General features: G+C 72.2%; 10 protein-coding genes. 5 read left to right on the top strand and 5 right to left on the bottom strand.

Annotated features, from left to right (window positions below):
• Positions 1–66 precede the first annotated feature (66 nt).
• A complete protein-coding gene (locus ACIRQY_RS14680; RefSeq protein ID WP_403925252.1) occupies positions 67–1,881 on the top strand; it encodes an NHL domain-containing thioredoxin family protein in 1,815 nt (604 codons plus the stop codon).
• A gap of 50 nt (positions 1,882–1,931) precedes the next feature.
• Here the strand turns inward: ACIRQY_RS14680 and ACIRQY_RS14685 are convergent, their stop codons facing one another.
• The 3 genes from ACIRQY_RS14685 to ACIRQY_RS14695 form a co-directional block, all read right to left on the bottom strand.
• Positions 1,932–2,276 (bottom strand): hypothetical protein, encoded by a 345-nt coding sequence (locus tag ACIRQY_RS14685; protein WP_403925255.1) that lies wholly within the window; start codon positions 2,274–2,276, stop codon positions 1,932–1,934.
• An 81-nt stretch (positions 2,277–2,357) separates the two neighbouring features.
• The gene (locus ACIRQY_RS14690; RefSeq protein WP_403925257.1) at positions 2,358–3,665 is read right to left on the bottom strand and encodes a M18 family aminopeptidase; all 1,308 of its coding nucleotides are present in this window, start codon (positions 3,663–3,665) and stop codon (positions 2,358–2,360) included.
• A gap of 256 nt (positions 3,666–3,921) precedes the next feature.
• Complete coding sequence (locus tag ACIRQY_RS14695; protein ID WP_351783461.1) at positions 3,922–5,751, bottom strand: acyl-CoA dehydrogenase; 1,830 nt, start codon at positions 5,749–5,751, stop codon at positions 3,922–3,924.
• A 143-nt stretch (positions 5,752–5,894) separates the two neighbouring features.
• Between ACIRQY_RS14695 and ACIRQY_RS14700 the strand changes: the two genes are divergently transcribed.
• The 3 genes from ACIRQY_RS14700 (at position 5,895) to ACIRQY_RS14710 (ending at position 8,810) form a co-directional block, all read left to right on the top strand.
• On the top strand, positions 5,895–6,404 hold the full coding sequence (locus ACIRQY_RS14700) for an SseB family protein (protein WP_351783463.1): 510 nt from the start codon (positions 5,895–5,897) through the stop codon (positions 6,402–6,404).
• Between the two features lie 206 nt (positions 6,405–6,610).
• Positions 6,611–7,573 (top strand): pirin family protein, encoded by a 963-nt coding sequence (locus tag ACIRQY_RS14705; protein ID WP_403925260.1) that lies wholly within the window; start codon positions 6,611–6,613, stop codon positions 7,571–7,573.
• Between the two features lie 160 nt (positions 7,574–7,733).
• A complete protein-coding gene (locus tag ACIRQY_RS14710) occupies positions 7,734–8,810 on the top strand; it encodes an AI-2E family transporter (RefSeq protein ID WP_403925263.1) in 1,077 nt (358 codons plus the stop codon).
• Between the two features lie 218 nt (positions 8,811–9,028).
• Here ACIRQY_RS14710 and ACIRQY_RS14715 read toward each other — a convergent pair whose 3' ends face one another.
• Positions 9,029–11,146 (bottom strand): SpoIIE family protein phosphatase, encoded by a 2,118-nt coding sequence (locus tag ACIRQY_RS14715; protein WP_403925266.1) that lies wholly within the window; start codon positions 11,144–11,146, stop codon positions 9,029–9,031.
• Positions 11,147–11,557: 411 nt separating this feature from the next.
• Here ACIRQY_RS14715 and aspS point away from each other — a divergent pair, with 411 nt between their 5' ends.
• Positions 11,558–13,354 carry an aspartate--tRNA ligase gene (gene aspS, locus ACIRQY_RS14720; RefSeq protein ID WP_403925269.1) on the top strand — a complete coding sequence of 599 codons (1,797 nt, stop codon included), beginning with the start codon at positions 11,558–11,560 and terminating at the stop codon, positions 13,352–13,354.
• A gap of 90 nt (positions 13,355–13,444) precedes the next feature.
• Here the strand turns inward: aspS and ACIRQY_RS14725 are convergent, their stop codons facing one another.
• Positions 13,445–13,996 carry a YceI family protein gene (locus tag ACIRQY_RS14725; RefSeq protein ID WP_403925272.1) on the bottom strand — a complete coding sequence of 184 codons (552 nt, stop codon included), beginning with the start codon at positions 13,994–13,996 and terminating at the stop codon, positions 13,445–13,447.
• Positions 13,997–14,110: the final 114 nt, after the last annotated feature.

Below are 14,110 nucleotides of genomic sequence, written 5' to 3' on the forward strand. Positions count from 1 at the left end.
CGCCCCCGGACACGCGCCTCCGCCCCTCCCGGCCCCCACTTTCCACCCGTACGGCACCCTTGACCCATGAGCGACTCCGCCCCCGCGACCCCGTCCGCGCCCGCGCCCCGCCGTGCCCGAGTCCGTGCCCCCGAGCTGATCGGCAAGGGCGGCTGGATCAACACCGGCGGGAAGGACCTGAAGCTCGCCGATTTCCGAGGCCGCACACTGATCCTGGATTTCTGGACCTTCTGCTGTGTGAACTGCCTGCACGTCCTCGACGAGCTGCGCGAGCTGGAGGAGAAGCACCGCGACACGCTCGTGATCGTCGGGGTGCACTCGCCGAAGTTCGTGCACGAGGCCGAGCACCAGGCGGTCGTGGACGCCGTCGAGCGGTACGGGGTCCACCACCCCGTACTGGACGACCCGGAGCTGGCGACCTGGAAGCAGTACGCCGTCCGTGCCTGGCCGACGCTCGTCGTCATCGACCCCGAGGGGTACGTCGTCGCCCAGCACGCGGGCGAGGGGCACGCCAACGCGCTCCGGATGCTCGTGGAGGAGCTGGAGGCCGAGCACGAGGCCAAGGGCACCCTGCGGCGCGGTGACGGCCCCTACGTGGCCCCCGAGCCCGTCGCCACCGGCCTCCGCTTCCCCGGCAAGGCGATCCTGCTGCCCTCGGGGAACCTCCTGGTCTCCGACACCACCCGGCACCAGCTGGTGGAGCTGGCGGCCGACGGCGAGACCGTGGTGCGCCGCATCGGCGAGGGCGTGTTCCGCGAGCCGCAGGGCCTGGCCGCGCTGCCCGACGGCAGGGTCGTCGTCGCGGACACCGTGCACCACTCCCTGCGGGTCCTCGACCCGGAGACGGGCGAGGTCGAGCGGGTCGCGGGCACCGGCAGGCAGTGGTGGCAGGGTTCTCCGACCTCGGGCCCGGCCCTGGAGGTCGACCTGTCCTCGCCGTGGGACGTCGCCTGGTGGCAGGGCCGGGTGTGGATCGCGATGGCGGGCGTCCACCAGCTGTGGACGTACGACCCGGCCACGGGGACCGTCGAGGTCGCCGCGGGCACCACCAACGAGGGCCTCGTGGACGGTCCCGCCGCCGAGGCGTGGTTCTCGCAGCCGTCCGGTCTCGCCGCGACCGAGGACCGGCTGTGGGTCGCGGACTCCGAGTCCAGCGCGCTGCGGTGGATCGAGCGGGACGGCGACGGATACGCGGTGCGGACCGCCGTCGGCACCGGGCTCTTCGACTTCGGGCACCGCGACGGCGCCGCCGGACAGGCCCTCTTCCAGCACCCGCTGGGCGTGACGGCGCTGCCGGACGGCTCGGTCGCGGTCTCCGACACGTACAACCACGCCCTGCGCCGCTTCGACCCGGCGACCGGCGAGGTCACCACCCTGGCCACGGATCTGCGCGAGCCCAGCGACGCGGTCCTCGTCGACGGCGACATCGTGGTCGTCGAGTCGGCCCGGCACCGGCTGACCCGGCTGCGGCTGCCCGAGGAGGCCGTCCGGGTGGAGGCGGTCGCGCACCGCACCCGCCGGGAGGCCACCGAGATCGCCCCGGGCACGCTCCGGCTCGACGTCGTCTTCCGGGCGCCGAACGGGCAGAAGCTGGACGAGCGGTACGGCCCCTCGACCCGGCTCCTGGTCTCCTCGACGCCGCCGGAGCTGCTGCTCGGCGGCGAGGGCAGGGGTACGGACCTCTTCCGCGAGCTGGCCCTGAACCCGGAGGTCACGGAGGGCGTCCTGCACGTGTCGGCGATGGCCGCGTCCTGCGACGACGACCCGGCGAACGAGTACCCGGCCTGCCATGTCCACCAGCAGGACTGGGGCGTCCCGGTGAAGATCACGGAAACGGGCGCGAGCCGCCTCCCCCTGATCCTCGCGGGCCTCGACGCCTGACCTCCGGGGGCCGGGCGCCGGGCCCGCGGTTCAGGGGCCCGGCCCCGGGCTCAGCGCACGGTCCCCTGGTTCTTCGACGGGAGGCCGGCGGCGGCGTCCAGGCAGCCCTGGACCCACCTCGCCGGGTTGTGGACGGCGCGGGCGCCGCCCATGCCGTCGCGTTCCATGCGGGCGCACTCGCCGTCGAGGAGCGCGCGGACGCGGGAGCCGTCGACGTCGTAGCCGCGGATGCGGGAGGCCTGGACGAAGCCGCCCTCGTAGGCGATGTCGTCGGCCCACGGGGGCCGATCGTCGTACCGGCTGATCAGGAGCCCCGCCGCCGCCGTGCCCACGAGCACGGTGGCGGCGATGGCGGCGGCGAACTTCCGTGGCGGCGGACCCTGGTGACGGTGCATGGGGACGACGCTGCCAGCCGGGACCTTTCGCGGATGTTTCCGCGCGTCCCCCGGCCCGACGGGAAGACGGCCGGGGGAGCCTCAGCCCTCCAGGAACGCGACCAGGGCGTTGGCGAGGAGGTAGGGGTCCTCGGCGCCGCAGAGCTCGCGGGCGCTGTGCATGGAGAGGATCGCCACGCCGATGTCGACGGTCTTGATGCCGTGGCGGGCGGCGGTGATGGGGCCGATCGTCGTGCCGCACGGCATGTCGTTGTTGGAGACGAACGACTGCCAGGGCACGCCCGCCTTCTCGCAGGCGGCGGCGAAGACGGCCCGGCCGCTGCCGTCGGTGGCGTACCGCTGGTTGACGTTCACCTTGAGGATGGGGCCGCCGTTGACGCGGGGCTGGTGCGTCGGGTCGTGCCGCTCCGCGTAGTTGGGGTGGACGGCGTGGCCGGTGTCGGAGGAGAGGCAGACGGTGCCCGCGAAGGCCCGCGCGCGGTCCTCGTAGCTTCCTCCCCGCGCGTAGACCGAACGCTCCAGGACGTTGCCGAGCAGCGGGCCGTGGGCGCCGGTGTCGGCCTCGGAGCCGTTCTCCTCGTGGTCGAAGGCGGCGAGGACGGGGATGTACGGCAGGTCGTCGCGGCCCGCGAGGGAGGCGAGCGCGGCGACGGAGGCGTGGACGGAGACCAGGTTGTCCATGCGCGGCCCGGCGAGCAGTTCGCGGTCGCGGCCGAGGTAGGCGGGGGCCTCGACGGCGTGCACCATCAGGTCCCAGCCGGTGACGTCCTCGGCGTCCACGCCCGCTTCGGCGGCGACGAAGGCGATCAGGTCGCCCTCGTGGACGTCGCCGATGCCCCAGACGGGCTGCATGTGCCGCTGCCGGTCGAGCTTGAGGCCGTCGTTGACCTGCCGGTCGAGGTGGATGGCGAGCTGCGGGACGCGCAGCAGCGGCCGGTCGACGTTGACCAGGTGGTGGCTGCCGTCGCGGAGGGTGAGGCGTCCGGCGAGGCCGAGGTCGCGGTCGAGCCAGGTGTTGAGGAGGGTGCCGCCGTAGATCTCGACGGCGACCTGCCGCCAGCCCCGCGAGCCCAGGTCGGGCTGCGGCTTGACGCGCAGGTTGGGGGAGTCGGTGTGGGCGCCGACGATGCGGTACGGGGTGTGGGCGGCGGTTCCGGCGGGGACGTACCAGGCGATGATCGCGCCGCCGCGGATCACGTACTTCCCGCCGCTCGTCCCGTCCCAGGACGCGGTCTCCTCGACCTGGTGGAACCCTGCCTTCTCCAACCGCTCGGCCGCGCTCCGGACCGCGTGGTACGGCGACGGCGAGGCCGTCAGGAAGGTCATCAGGTCGTCGGTGTGGCCGCGGTCGAAGGGGCCTGCGGTGGGACGGGAAGCTGCGCTGCTCATGGGTTCACCTTACGCAGGACCGGGATCGGTCCCGTACGGACCGGGACCGGCGTCCGTCCCGTACGGGGCGCGGCTCCGTAGGGACCCCGGGCGCGGACTCCGTCCCTCCCCGCCCGTACGGGACCGGACCCGCCCATAAGGGTCCTGTCCGTGGGGGACCCGTCCATGGGGGAAAAGTCGGGAGAAGGGGAGAAGCGGACACGGCCGCCCCCCTCCCCGGGGGCGGCCGTGCGCCTGGTCGGACGGGGCGCGTCGGTCAGAACGCGGCCTCGTCCAGGTCCATCAGCGATCCGTCGACGGCCTCGGCGAGGGCGCGCTCGGCGGTGACGCCGGGCAGGACGTTCGCGGCGAAGAACTTCGCGGCGGCGATCTTGCCCTGGTAGAAGGCGACGTCCTTGCCGGAGGCCCCGGCGGCGAGCTTCTCGGCGGCGACGGCGGCGCTCTTCAGGAGCAGGTAGCCGACGACGACGTCGCCGGAGGCGAGCAGCAGCCGGGTGGTGTTGAGGCCGACCTTGTAGATGTTCCTGACGTCCTCGCCGGTGGCGGTGAGGTCGGTGAGCATGGCGCCGACGATGCCTTCGAGGTCGACGGCGGCCTTGGCGAGGGAGTCGCGGGCGGTGGCGAGGTCGTCGCCGCCGGTGCCGACGGCGAGGAACTTCTTGATCTCCTCGGCGAGGGCGTTCAGGGAGGCGCCCTGGTCGCGGACGATCTTGCGGAAGAAGAAGTCCTGGCCCTGGATGGCGGTGGTGCCCTCGTAGAGGGTGTCGATCTTGGCGTCCCGGATGTACTGCTCGATCGGGTATTCCTGGAGGAAGCCGGAGCCGCCGAAGATCTGGAGGGACTGCGCGAGCTGCTCGTAGCCCTTCTCGGAGCCGTAGCCCTTGACGATGGGGAGCAGCAGGTCGTTGAGGCCGTGGAGGGCCTTGCTGTCCTCGCCCGCGGCTTCCTGGACGGCGATCGCGTCCTGGACGGAGGCGGTGTAGAGGACGAGGGTGCGCATGCCCTCGGCGTACGCCTTCTGCGTCATGAGGGAGCGGCGCACGTCGGGGTGGTGGGTGATGGTGACCTTGGGCGCGGCCTTGTCCATGAAGTCGGCCAGGTCGGTGCCCTGGACGCGCTCCTTGGCGTACTCCAGGGCGTTGAGGTAGCCGGTGGAGAGGGTGGAGATCGCCTTCGTGCCGACCATCATGCGGGCGAACTCGATGATGAGGAACATCTGGCGGATGCCGTCGTGCTTGTCGCCGATGAGCCAGCCCTTGGCGGGGTGCTGGTCGCCGAAGGTCATCTCGCAGGTGTTGGAGGCCTTGAGGCCCATCTTGTGCTCGACGTTGGTGGCGTAGACGCCGTTGCGGGCGCCCAGTTCGCCGGTCTCCCAGTCGAACTCGTACTTGGGGACGAGGAAGAGGGAGAGGCCCTTGGTGCCGGGTCCGGCGCCCTCGGGGCGGGCGAGGACGTAGTGGAGGATGTTCTCCTCCATGTCGTGCTCGCCGGAGGTGATGAAGCGCTTGACGCCCTCGATGTGCCAGGAGCCGTCCTCCTGCTGGACGGCCTTGGTGCGGCCCGCGCCGACGTCGGAGCCCGCGTCGGGCTCGGTGAGGACCATGGTGGAGCCCCAGCGCTTCTCGACCGCGATCTGGGCGGCCTTCTTCTGCGCCTCGTTGCCCTCGTTGTAGAGGACGCCCGCGAAGGCGGGGCCGGAGGAGTACATCCAGATGGCCGGGTTGGCGCCGAGGAGCAGTTCCGCGTAGGCCCAGACGAGGGAGCGCGGGGCGAGGGTGCCGCCGATGCCCTCGGGGATGCCGAGGCGCCAGTACTCGGAGTCCATGAAGGCCTTGTACGACTTCTTGAAGCTCGCCGGTACGGGGGCGGTGTGGGTCTCGGGGTCGAAGACCGGGGGGTTGCGGTCCGCGTCGGCGAAGGACTCCGCGAGCTCGTTCTCGGCGAGGCGGCGGACCTCGTCGAGGATGCTCCGGGCGGTCTCGGCGTCCATCTCCTCGAACGGCCCGGTGCCGTACACCTTGTCGCGGCCGAGCACCTCGAAGAGGTTGAACTCGATGTCGCGGAGATTCGACTTGTAGTGCCCCATGGCGACGGCTCCGTAAGGCTCGGGGAGGCAGGTTCCTCGTACACGTACCAGCGAGTAGCAAAACGCTCTCACCGATGATGCTACCCACCGGTAATAAGAGCAACCCCTCTCGGGACAACTGTGACGCAGTAGGCTCGTGGCCCATGTACGGCTACGACCAGAATCCGGGCGCCCAGCAGTACGCGCAGCCCCAGCAGCAGTACGCCCCCCAGGACGGGATGCAGGGCGGGACGCCGGGTGCGATGCCGGGCGCCGGGTACGGACAGCAGCAGCCGCCGCTCTATCCGGAGCCCTCGCCCCCCTCCCTCGCCGACGCCGTACGCGCCTTCACGACGGGCACGCTCGCGCCCGAGGACTTCCAGCAGATCTTCGCGACCTCCAAGGTCTACTGTCCGCGCGGCGACGGCCCCGGGTTCCTGGCCCTGCACAACACCCAGCACCCGGTCATCCCGATGTTCACCTCGCTGAAGGAGCTGCGGCGGTACGCGGGCAAGGAGTCGAAGTACTTCGTGATCACCGGCGCCGAGGTGATCGACCTGCTGCCCACCGGGTACGGCTTCGTCCTCGACATGGAGGGCGACCACCGGATGGTCTTCGACGCGAAGGCCGTGGAGCAGATGGTCGACTTCGCGATGCGGCGGATGTACGGCTGACGCAGGCTGGAATCGGAGGTCCGCGGCCGGTGAGGTCCGCGGGCCGGGACGCACGGCTGCCGCGGCCTCGACGCGGAAGGGGCGCCCGGGAGGAATTCCTCCCGGGCGTTCCGCGTTCGGACTGGCAAGAAGTTCAGCGTTCAACTAAAGTGGGGGCACGAGGTCGGAGAAGGCCGCGCCCCGAGGCCCGTACCAGGAGGTCCGTCATGCCCGCCGTGACTGTCGAGAATCCGCTCACCCTGCCGCGCGTCGCGGCCACCGCCGACGCCGTCGCCCGTCCCGTGCTGGCCGTCACCACGGCCCCCACGGGCTTCGAGGGCGAGGGCTTCCCGGTCCGCCGCGCGTTCGCCGGGGTCAACTACCAGTACCTCGACCCGTTCATCATGATGGACCAGATGGGTGAGGTGGAGTACGCGCCGGGCGAGCCCAAGGGCACCCCCTGGCACCCCCACCGGGGCTTCGAGACCGTCACCTACATTATCGACGGCGTCTTCGACCACCAGGACTCCAACGGCGGCGGCGGCACCATCACCAACGGTGACACCCAGTGGATGACGGCGGGCTCCGGCCTGCTCCACATCGAGGCCCCGCCGGAGTCCCTCGTCGTCAGCGGCGGCCTGTTCCACGGCCTCCAGCTGTGGGTCAACCTGCCCGCCGCCGACAAGATGATGGCCCCCCGCTACCAGGACATCCGGGGCGGCCAGGTCCAGCTCCTCACCTCCCCCGACGGCGGCGCGCTGCTCCGCGTGATCGCCGGGGAGCTCGGTGGGCACGAGGGACCGGGCATCACCCACACTCCGATCACGATGATCCACGCGACCCTGCGGCCGGGCGCCGAGATCACCCTGCCGTGGCGCGAGGACTTCAACGGCCTCGCGTACGTCCTCGCCGGACGCGGCACCGTCGGCGCCGAGCGGCGCCCGGTCCACACCGGCCAGACCGCCGTCTTCGGCAAGGGCGGTTCGCTGACCGTCCGCGCGGACGACAAGCAGGACGGGAACACCCCGGACCTGGAGATCGCCCTCCTCGGCGGGCAGCCGATCCGTGAGCCGATGGCCCACTACGGCCCGTTCGTCATGAACACCCAGGCCGAACTCCGCCAGGCCTTCGAGGACTTCCAGGCGGGCCGCCTCGGCACGGTCCCGGCGGTCCACGGGATGGGCGAGTAGGCCGCCCCGGCCCACCACCGGACGGCGGGGCCCGCACCCGGGTGACCCCGGGCACGGGCCCCGCCGTCCGGCTGTCCGGGAGGCCACCCCACTGACACCCCGTCACCCGTACGGCCGTCAGCGCGCGACGGCACGCCCGCGTGCGTGATCCGGTGGGGACGTGCAGCCGACGCCCCCGCTCCTCCCCGAACCCGCCCGCCGGGTCGCCGCCTGGTGCGGTGTCCTCCTGCTGGTCGCCGGTGTCGCCGCCGTCGGGATCTGGCTGTGCGTCGTCTTCAAGACGGCGGTCACCCCCGTCCTGCTCGCGATCCTCGGCACCGCCCTCCTCGGTCCCCTCTACCGCCGCCTGCTCCGGATGAAGGTCCGCAAGTCGCTGGCCGCCGCGCTGACCGTCGTCGCCGTCCTCACGGTCGTCGGCGGTGCCACGTACATCGTGGTCGCCGCCCTCCTGGAGACCGGCGACCAGATCATCGCCTCGCTGCGGCAGGCGGGCACCGACATCGCCAAGCACCTGGGCGCGGCCGGGACCTCCCTGGAGGACCTCGCCAAGAACGCCGAGAGCCTCCTCAAACAGTTCGGCGGCACCGCCGCCTCCGGTGTGCTGACCGGCATCAGCGTCGTCGGCGAGATGCTCGCCACCGCCGTGCTCGCGCTGCTGCTGATCTTCTTCTTCCTGCGGGACTCCGACCGGGCCGCCGGGGCCCTGCGCTCCCTGGTGCCCCGGGCCACCGGCGACCTGGTCGAGGCGATGGCCCGCCGTGCCTTCGAGGCGGTCGAGGGCTTCATGCGGGGGACGACCCTGGTGGCGCTCGTCGACGCGGTCCTGATCGGGATCGGGCTCGTCGTCCTCCAGGTCCCCGGTGCGGTGGGACTGGCCGCGCTGGTGTTCGTCACGGCCTACATCCCGTACCTCGGCGCCTTCCTCTCGGGCGCGGTCGCGGTGCTCGTCGCCCTCGCCGACCGGGGTTTCGTCATCGCCCTGTGGGTGCTGGGGGTCGTCCTCGCGGTCCAGGTCATCGAGGGGAACGTGCTCCAGCCGATGGTGCAGAGCCGGACCGTGCAGATGCACCCGGCGGCGGTGATGCTGGCGATCACGGCGGGGGCGTCCGTCGCGGGCATCCTCGGAATGCTGCTCGCCGTCCCGCTGACGGCCGCCGCGACCGGTGTCCTCGGCGAACTCCGCACCCGGTACGGGACCCCGCCGGACCCTCCGGAGGAACCCCGACCGGCGGGGTGACCCGTACGGGACACGCGACGGGGTGACCCGTACGGCCTCAGGGGGCGGCCTCCGGACTTCCCGGGGGCCTCGGGGACGGCCTCGGGGCACGCCACGAGTCCGAGGGGGGCCGCGGCACTCGGCCCGCTCCGGGCGGGGCGGCGGCGCCCGGCCCTGCCTGCCCGGCCCGCCCGGCGCTGCCCGGCTCGCCCGGGGTGCGGCGGCGCACCGCGCCCCGCTCAGCCCGTCTCCGGCTCCCGCCGGTTCTCGTTCAGTTCGAACCAGATCGACTTGCCCTCGCCGCGCGGGTCCACGCCCCACGCGTCCGCGAGCATCCCCATCAGGACCAGGCCCCGGCCGCTCGACGCCATCTCGCCCGGGTGGCGCTTGTGGGGCAGTTCGTCGCTGGTGTCGGAGACCTCGACGCGCAGCCGCCGGGCCTTGTCCCCGCCCGCCACCTCCGCGACGAGCAGCGCGTCGCCGTCGGTGTGGACGAGGACGTTGGTGACCATCTCGGAGACCATCAGGACCGCCGAGTCGAGCTGGTCCTCGTCCGCCCAGTCGTGCAGCAGCTGCCGCATCTGCTCCCGCGCCTCCGCGATCCGCTCCGGCTCCGCCTGGGCGATCGTCATGAGGGTCCGGCGGGGCGGCTCCGGCGGCGCGCCCGCCGGGCGGCGGGAGAGCAGCAGGACCGCGATGTCGTCCTCGCGGCGGTCGGCGAGCGGCCCGGTCGTGTGGTGCGAGCGGGGCCCGTGGACGGCCTCCACCAGCGTGTCGGCGAGGTGTTCCAGGTCCTCGCCGTCGTGGTTCTCCAGGAGCCCGCGGACCCGCTCCCAGCCGCTGTCGAGGTCGTGGCCGCCGGTCTCCAGGAGGCCGTCGGTGCAGATCATCAGGGTCTCGCCGGGATCGAGGGTGAGCCGGGTGGTGGGGTAGTCGGTGTCGGGGTCGATGCCGAGGGGCAGCCCGCCGGCGGTCGGCCGCTGCAGAACCGTTCCGTCGTTCATCCGTACCGCCGGATCGGGGTGTCCGGCCCGTGCGATGTCCACCGCGCCGGTCTCCAGGTCCACCTCCAGATAGAGGCAGGTGGCGAAGCGCGGCCCGCCTTCGGCCTCCCCGTCGTCGCCGTCGGTGATCCCGTACAGGAAGCGCGAGGCGCGGGAGAGGACCGCGTCCGGCCGGTGTCCCTCGGAGGCGTACGCGCGCAGGGCGATCCGCAGCTGCCCCATCAGGGCCGCCGCCCGCACGTCGTGGCCCTGCACGTCGCCGATGACCAGGGCGATCCGTCCGGCGCCGCGCCCGCCGGTCCTGGAGGTGCCGCCGGGCAGCCGGATCATGTCGTACCAGTCGCCGCCGACCTGGAGCCCGCCGCCGGTCGGCACGTACCGGGCGGCCACCCGGATGCCGGGGATGCCGGGCCCGAGGGCCGGCAGCATCGTCCGCTGGAGACCGAGGGACAGCTCCCGCTCGGACTCGGCCACGCCCGCGCGTGCGAGGGCCTGGGCGAGCATCCGGGCCACCGTGGTGAGGACCGAGCGCTCGTCGGGCGTGAACGCCACCGGATGCTTGAAGGCGGCCATCCACGCGCCCATGGTCCTGCCCGCGACGACCAGCGGCACGAAGGCCCAGGAGCGGCGTCCGAAGCGCTGGGCGAGCGGCCAGGTCACGGGGTAGCGGCGCAGGTAGTCGTCGGGGGAGGGCAGGTAGATCGCGCGGCCGGTCCTGGCGGCCTCCGCCGCCGGGTAGTCGGTGGCCAGGGACATGGAGGAGAAGGGGCCCTCGTCGCCCTCGCTGTGCCCGTGGTGCCCGATGACGGTGAGCCGGTCGCCCGCCACGCCGAAGACGGCGAGCCCGTCGGGGGAGAAGCCGGGCATCGACAGGGAGGCCGCGACCCGCAGCACCTCGGCCGTCGACCTGGCCTCCGCGAGCGCCCGGCCCGCGTCCAGCAGGAACGCCTCGCGGGAGCGGCGCCAGTCCCCGGTGACGGGTGTCCGGGCGGCGGTGCCGGGCAGCTGCTCGGCGACCTCCTGGAGGGTGCCGACGAGCAGGTAGTCGTTGCCCTCGATGAGCGGCTTGGACCTGCTCCGTACGGTACGGAGCACCCGGCCGCGCTCGTCCATGATCCGCAGCCGGGCCTCGGCGAGGGTGCCCTCGGCGACGGCGAGGTTCACGACGCCGTCGATCTCGTTCCAGTCGACCGGGTGGAAGCGCGAGCGGACGGCCGCCTCGGTGAGCCGTACGGGCGCGGCGGGCAGCCCGAGCAGCCGGGCGGCCTCGGCGTCGAGCGAGACGATCCCGGACGCGTTGTCCCAGCGCCACAGGCCGGTCGCGACAGCGGCCAGGACGTCCTCGGTGCGCATTGCCCTACTTTATGAATATCGGACAGCAGATCGCCACTGAGCGTATGCGAAGGGCGATGCCGTGGTGGGGCGTGGTGGGGCGTGGCCGGGTGCGGCGGGGCGCGGCCGGGTGCGCGGCGGAGCGGACGGGCGGGTGGCGGCGGAGTGCGCGGTGGACCACACGGACGAGCGGCGGCGGCGTGCGCGAGCGGTCGTGGGCGGAGTCCACGGGCAGGCGGCGGCGGGGCACGTGGTGGAGCGGCGGCGGGGTCCACGGGGGGCCGTCGGCGAATTCCACGAGGGAGTGGCGGCGGAGCACACGGACCAGCGGCGGCGGAGTAATCGAAGGGCGATCACGGGGCGGCCGGTAGGCTGGGCAAGGCTTGACGCTGTCACGCCTCCCCACCGATCCCGAAGACTGGATGAACGACGATGCATCGGTACAGGTCCCACACCTGCGGCGAGCTCCGCGCCTCTGACGTCGGCACCGACGTCCGGCTCAGCGGCTGGCTGCACAATCGGCGCGACCTGGGCGGCATCCTCTTCATCGATCTGCGCGACCACTACGGCATCACGCAGCTCGTCGCCCGGCCCGGCACCGCCGCCGCCGAGGTCCTCGACAAGCTGACGAAGGAGACCGTCGTCCGCGTGGACGGCAAGGTCGTCTCGCGCGGCGCGGAGAACGTCAACGCGGAGCTCGCCACCGGCGAGATCGAGATCGAGGCCGCCGAGGTCGAGGTCCTGGGCGCGGCGAAGCAGATCCCCTTCACCATCAACGCCGACGACGGCGTCAACGAGGAGCGGCGCCTGGAGTACCGCTTCCTCGACCTGCGCCGCGAGCGGATGCACCGCAACATCATGCTGCGCTCCGCCGTCATCGCCTCCATCCGCTCCAAGATGGTGGCCCTCGGCTTCAACGAGATGGCGACCCCGATCCTCGCCGCGACCTCCCCCGAGGGCGCCCGCGACTTCGTCGTCCCGTCCCGTCTCAACCCGGGCAAGTTCTACGCGCTGCCGCAGGCGCCGCAGCAGTTCAAGCAGCTGCTGATGATCTCCGGCTTCGACCGGTACTTCCAGATCGCGCCCTGTTTCCGCGACGAGGACGCCCGTGCGGACCGCTCGCCGGGCGAGTTCTACCAGCTCGACGTCGAGATGAGCTTCGTCGAGCAAGAGGACGTCTTCCAGCCGATCGAGAAGCTCATGACGGAGCTGTTCGAGGAGTTCGGCGGCGGGCGCCACGTCACCTCGCCGTTCCCGCGCATCCCGTTCCGCCAGTCGATGCTCAAGTACGGCAACGACAAGCCGGACCTGCGCACCTCGCTCGAACTCGTCGACATCACCGATGTCTTCGAGGGCTCGGAGTTCAAGGCGTTCGCGGGCAAGCACGTCCGCGCGCTCGCCGTGCCGGACACCGGTGACCAGCCGCGCAAGTTCTTCGACGGGCTCGGCGACTTCGCCGTCTCCCTCGGCGCGAAGGGCCTGGCCTGGGTCCGCGTCGGCGAGGCGGGCGCCCTGACCGGCCCGATCGCCAAGTTCCTCACCGAGGAGAACGTCAAGGTCCTCACCGAGCGCCTGGGCCTGGAGCCCGGCCACGCGGTGTTCTTCGGCGCGGGCGAGTTCGACGAGGTCTCCAAGATCATGGGCCCGGTCCGGGTCGAGGCCGCCAAGCGCGCCGGCCAGTTCGAGGAGAACGTCTTCCGCTTCGCGTGGATCGTGGACTTCCCGATGTACGAGAAGGACGAGGAGACCGGCAAGATCGACTTCTCGCACAACCCCTTCTCGATGCCGCAGGGCGGCCTTGAGGCCCTGGAGACCCAGGACCCGCTGGACGTCCTCGGCTGGCAGTACGACATCGTCTGCAACGGCATCGAGCTGTCGTCCGGCGCCATCCGGAACCACGAGCCCGAGATCATGTTCAAGGCCTTCGAGATCGCGGGCTACTCGCGCGAGACCGTCGAGCACGAGTTCGCGGGCATGCTCCGCGCCTTCGAGTACGGCGCCCCGCCGCACGGCGGCATCGCCCCGGGCGTCGACCGCATCGTGATGCTCCTCGCGGACGAGCCGAACATCCGCGAGACCATCGCCTTCCCGCTCAACGGCAACGCCCAGGACCTCCTGATGGGCGCGCCGACGGAGCTCGACGAGTCGCGCCTGCGCGAGCTGAACATCCAGCTCCGCAAGCCGGTCGAGAAGACGGTCGAGAAGACGGCGGAGAAGTCCGGGGAGTAGTCCTCGGGAGTACGCGGAAGGGGCCCGGGAACCGCAGGCGGCGGTTCCCGGGCCCCTTTCCGTGCGCGGGGGGAGCGGGGGCGGGGGCTCTCAGCCCTGCTTGATCGCGGAGATGTCGAACTCCAGGACGATCTTGTCGCCGACGAGGACGCCGCCGCCCTCCAGGGCCGCGTTCCAGGTCACGCCGAACTCCTTGCGGGAGATGGTCACCGAGCCCTCCAGGCCGACCCGCAGATTGCCGTAGGGGTCGACGGCGTTGCCGGTGTACTCGAAGTCGATGGTGACGGGGCGAGTGGTGTCCTTGACGGTCAGGTCGCCCGTGACGCGGTAGTCGGTGTCGGAACGGACCTCGACCGCGGTGCTGCGGAAGGTGATCTCGGGGAAGTTGGGGACGTCGAGGAAGTCGTTGGTGCGCAGGTGCTGGTCGCGCTGCTCGACACCGGTGTCGATGCTCTCGGCCTTGATCACCACCTGCCCGGTGGACCTGGCCGGGTCGGCGCCGTCCAGATGGGCGGTGCCCTCGAACTGGAGGAACGCCCCGCGGACCTTGGTCACCATGGCGTGCCGGGCGACGAAGCCGATCCGGCTGTGGGCGATGTCGAGGACGTAGTCCCCGGTGAGCTCGGGCAAGCTGACGGCCATCTTCGACGTGCCTCCGTAGGACGGTGATCCCGGCGACGGTCCCGCCGGGATCGTTCCCGCCCCACGCTAGGCGCAGACGGGCCCGGGGGCCCGGCGGACGCACGGGTGTCACCG

This window comes from Streptomyces sp. NPDC101490, from assembly GCF_044767145.1.
GTDB lineage: Bacteria > Actinomycetota > Actinomycetes > Streptomycetales > Streptomycetaceae > Streptomyces.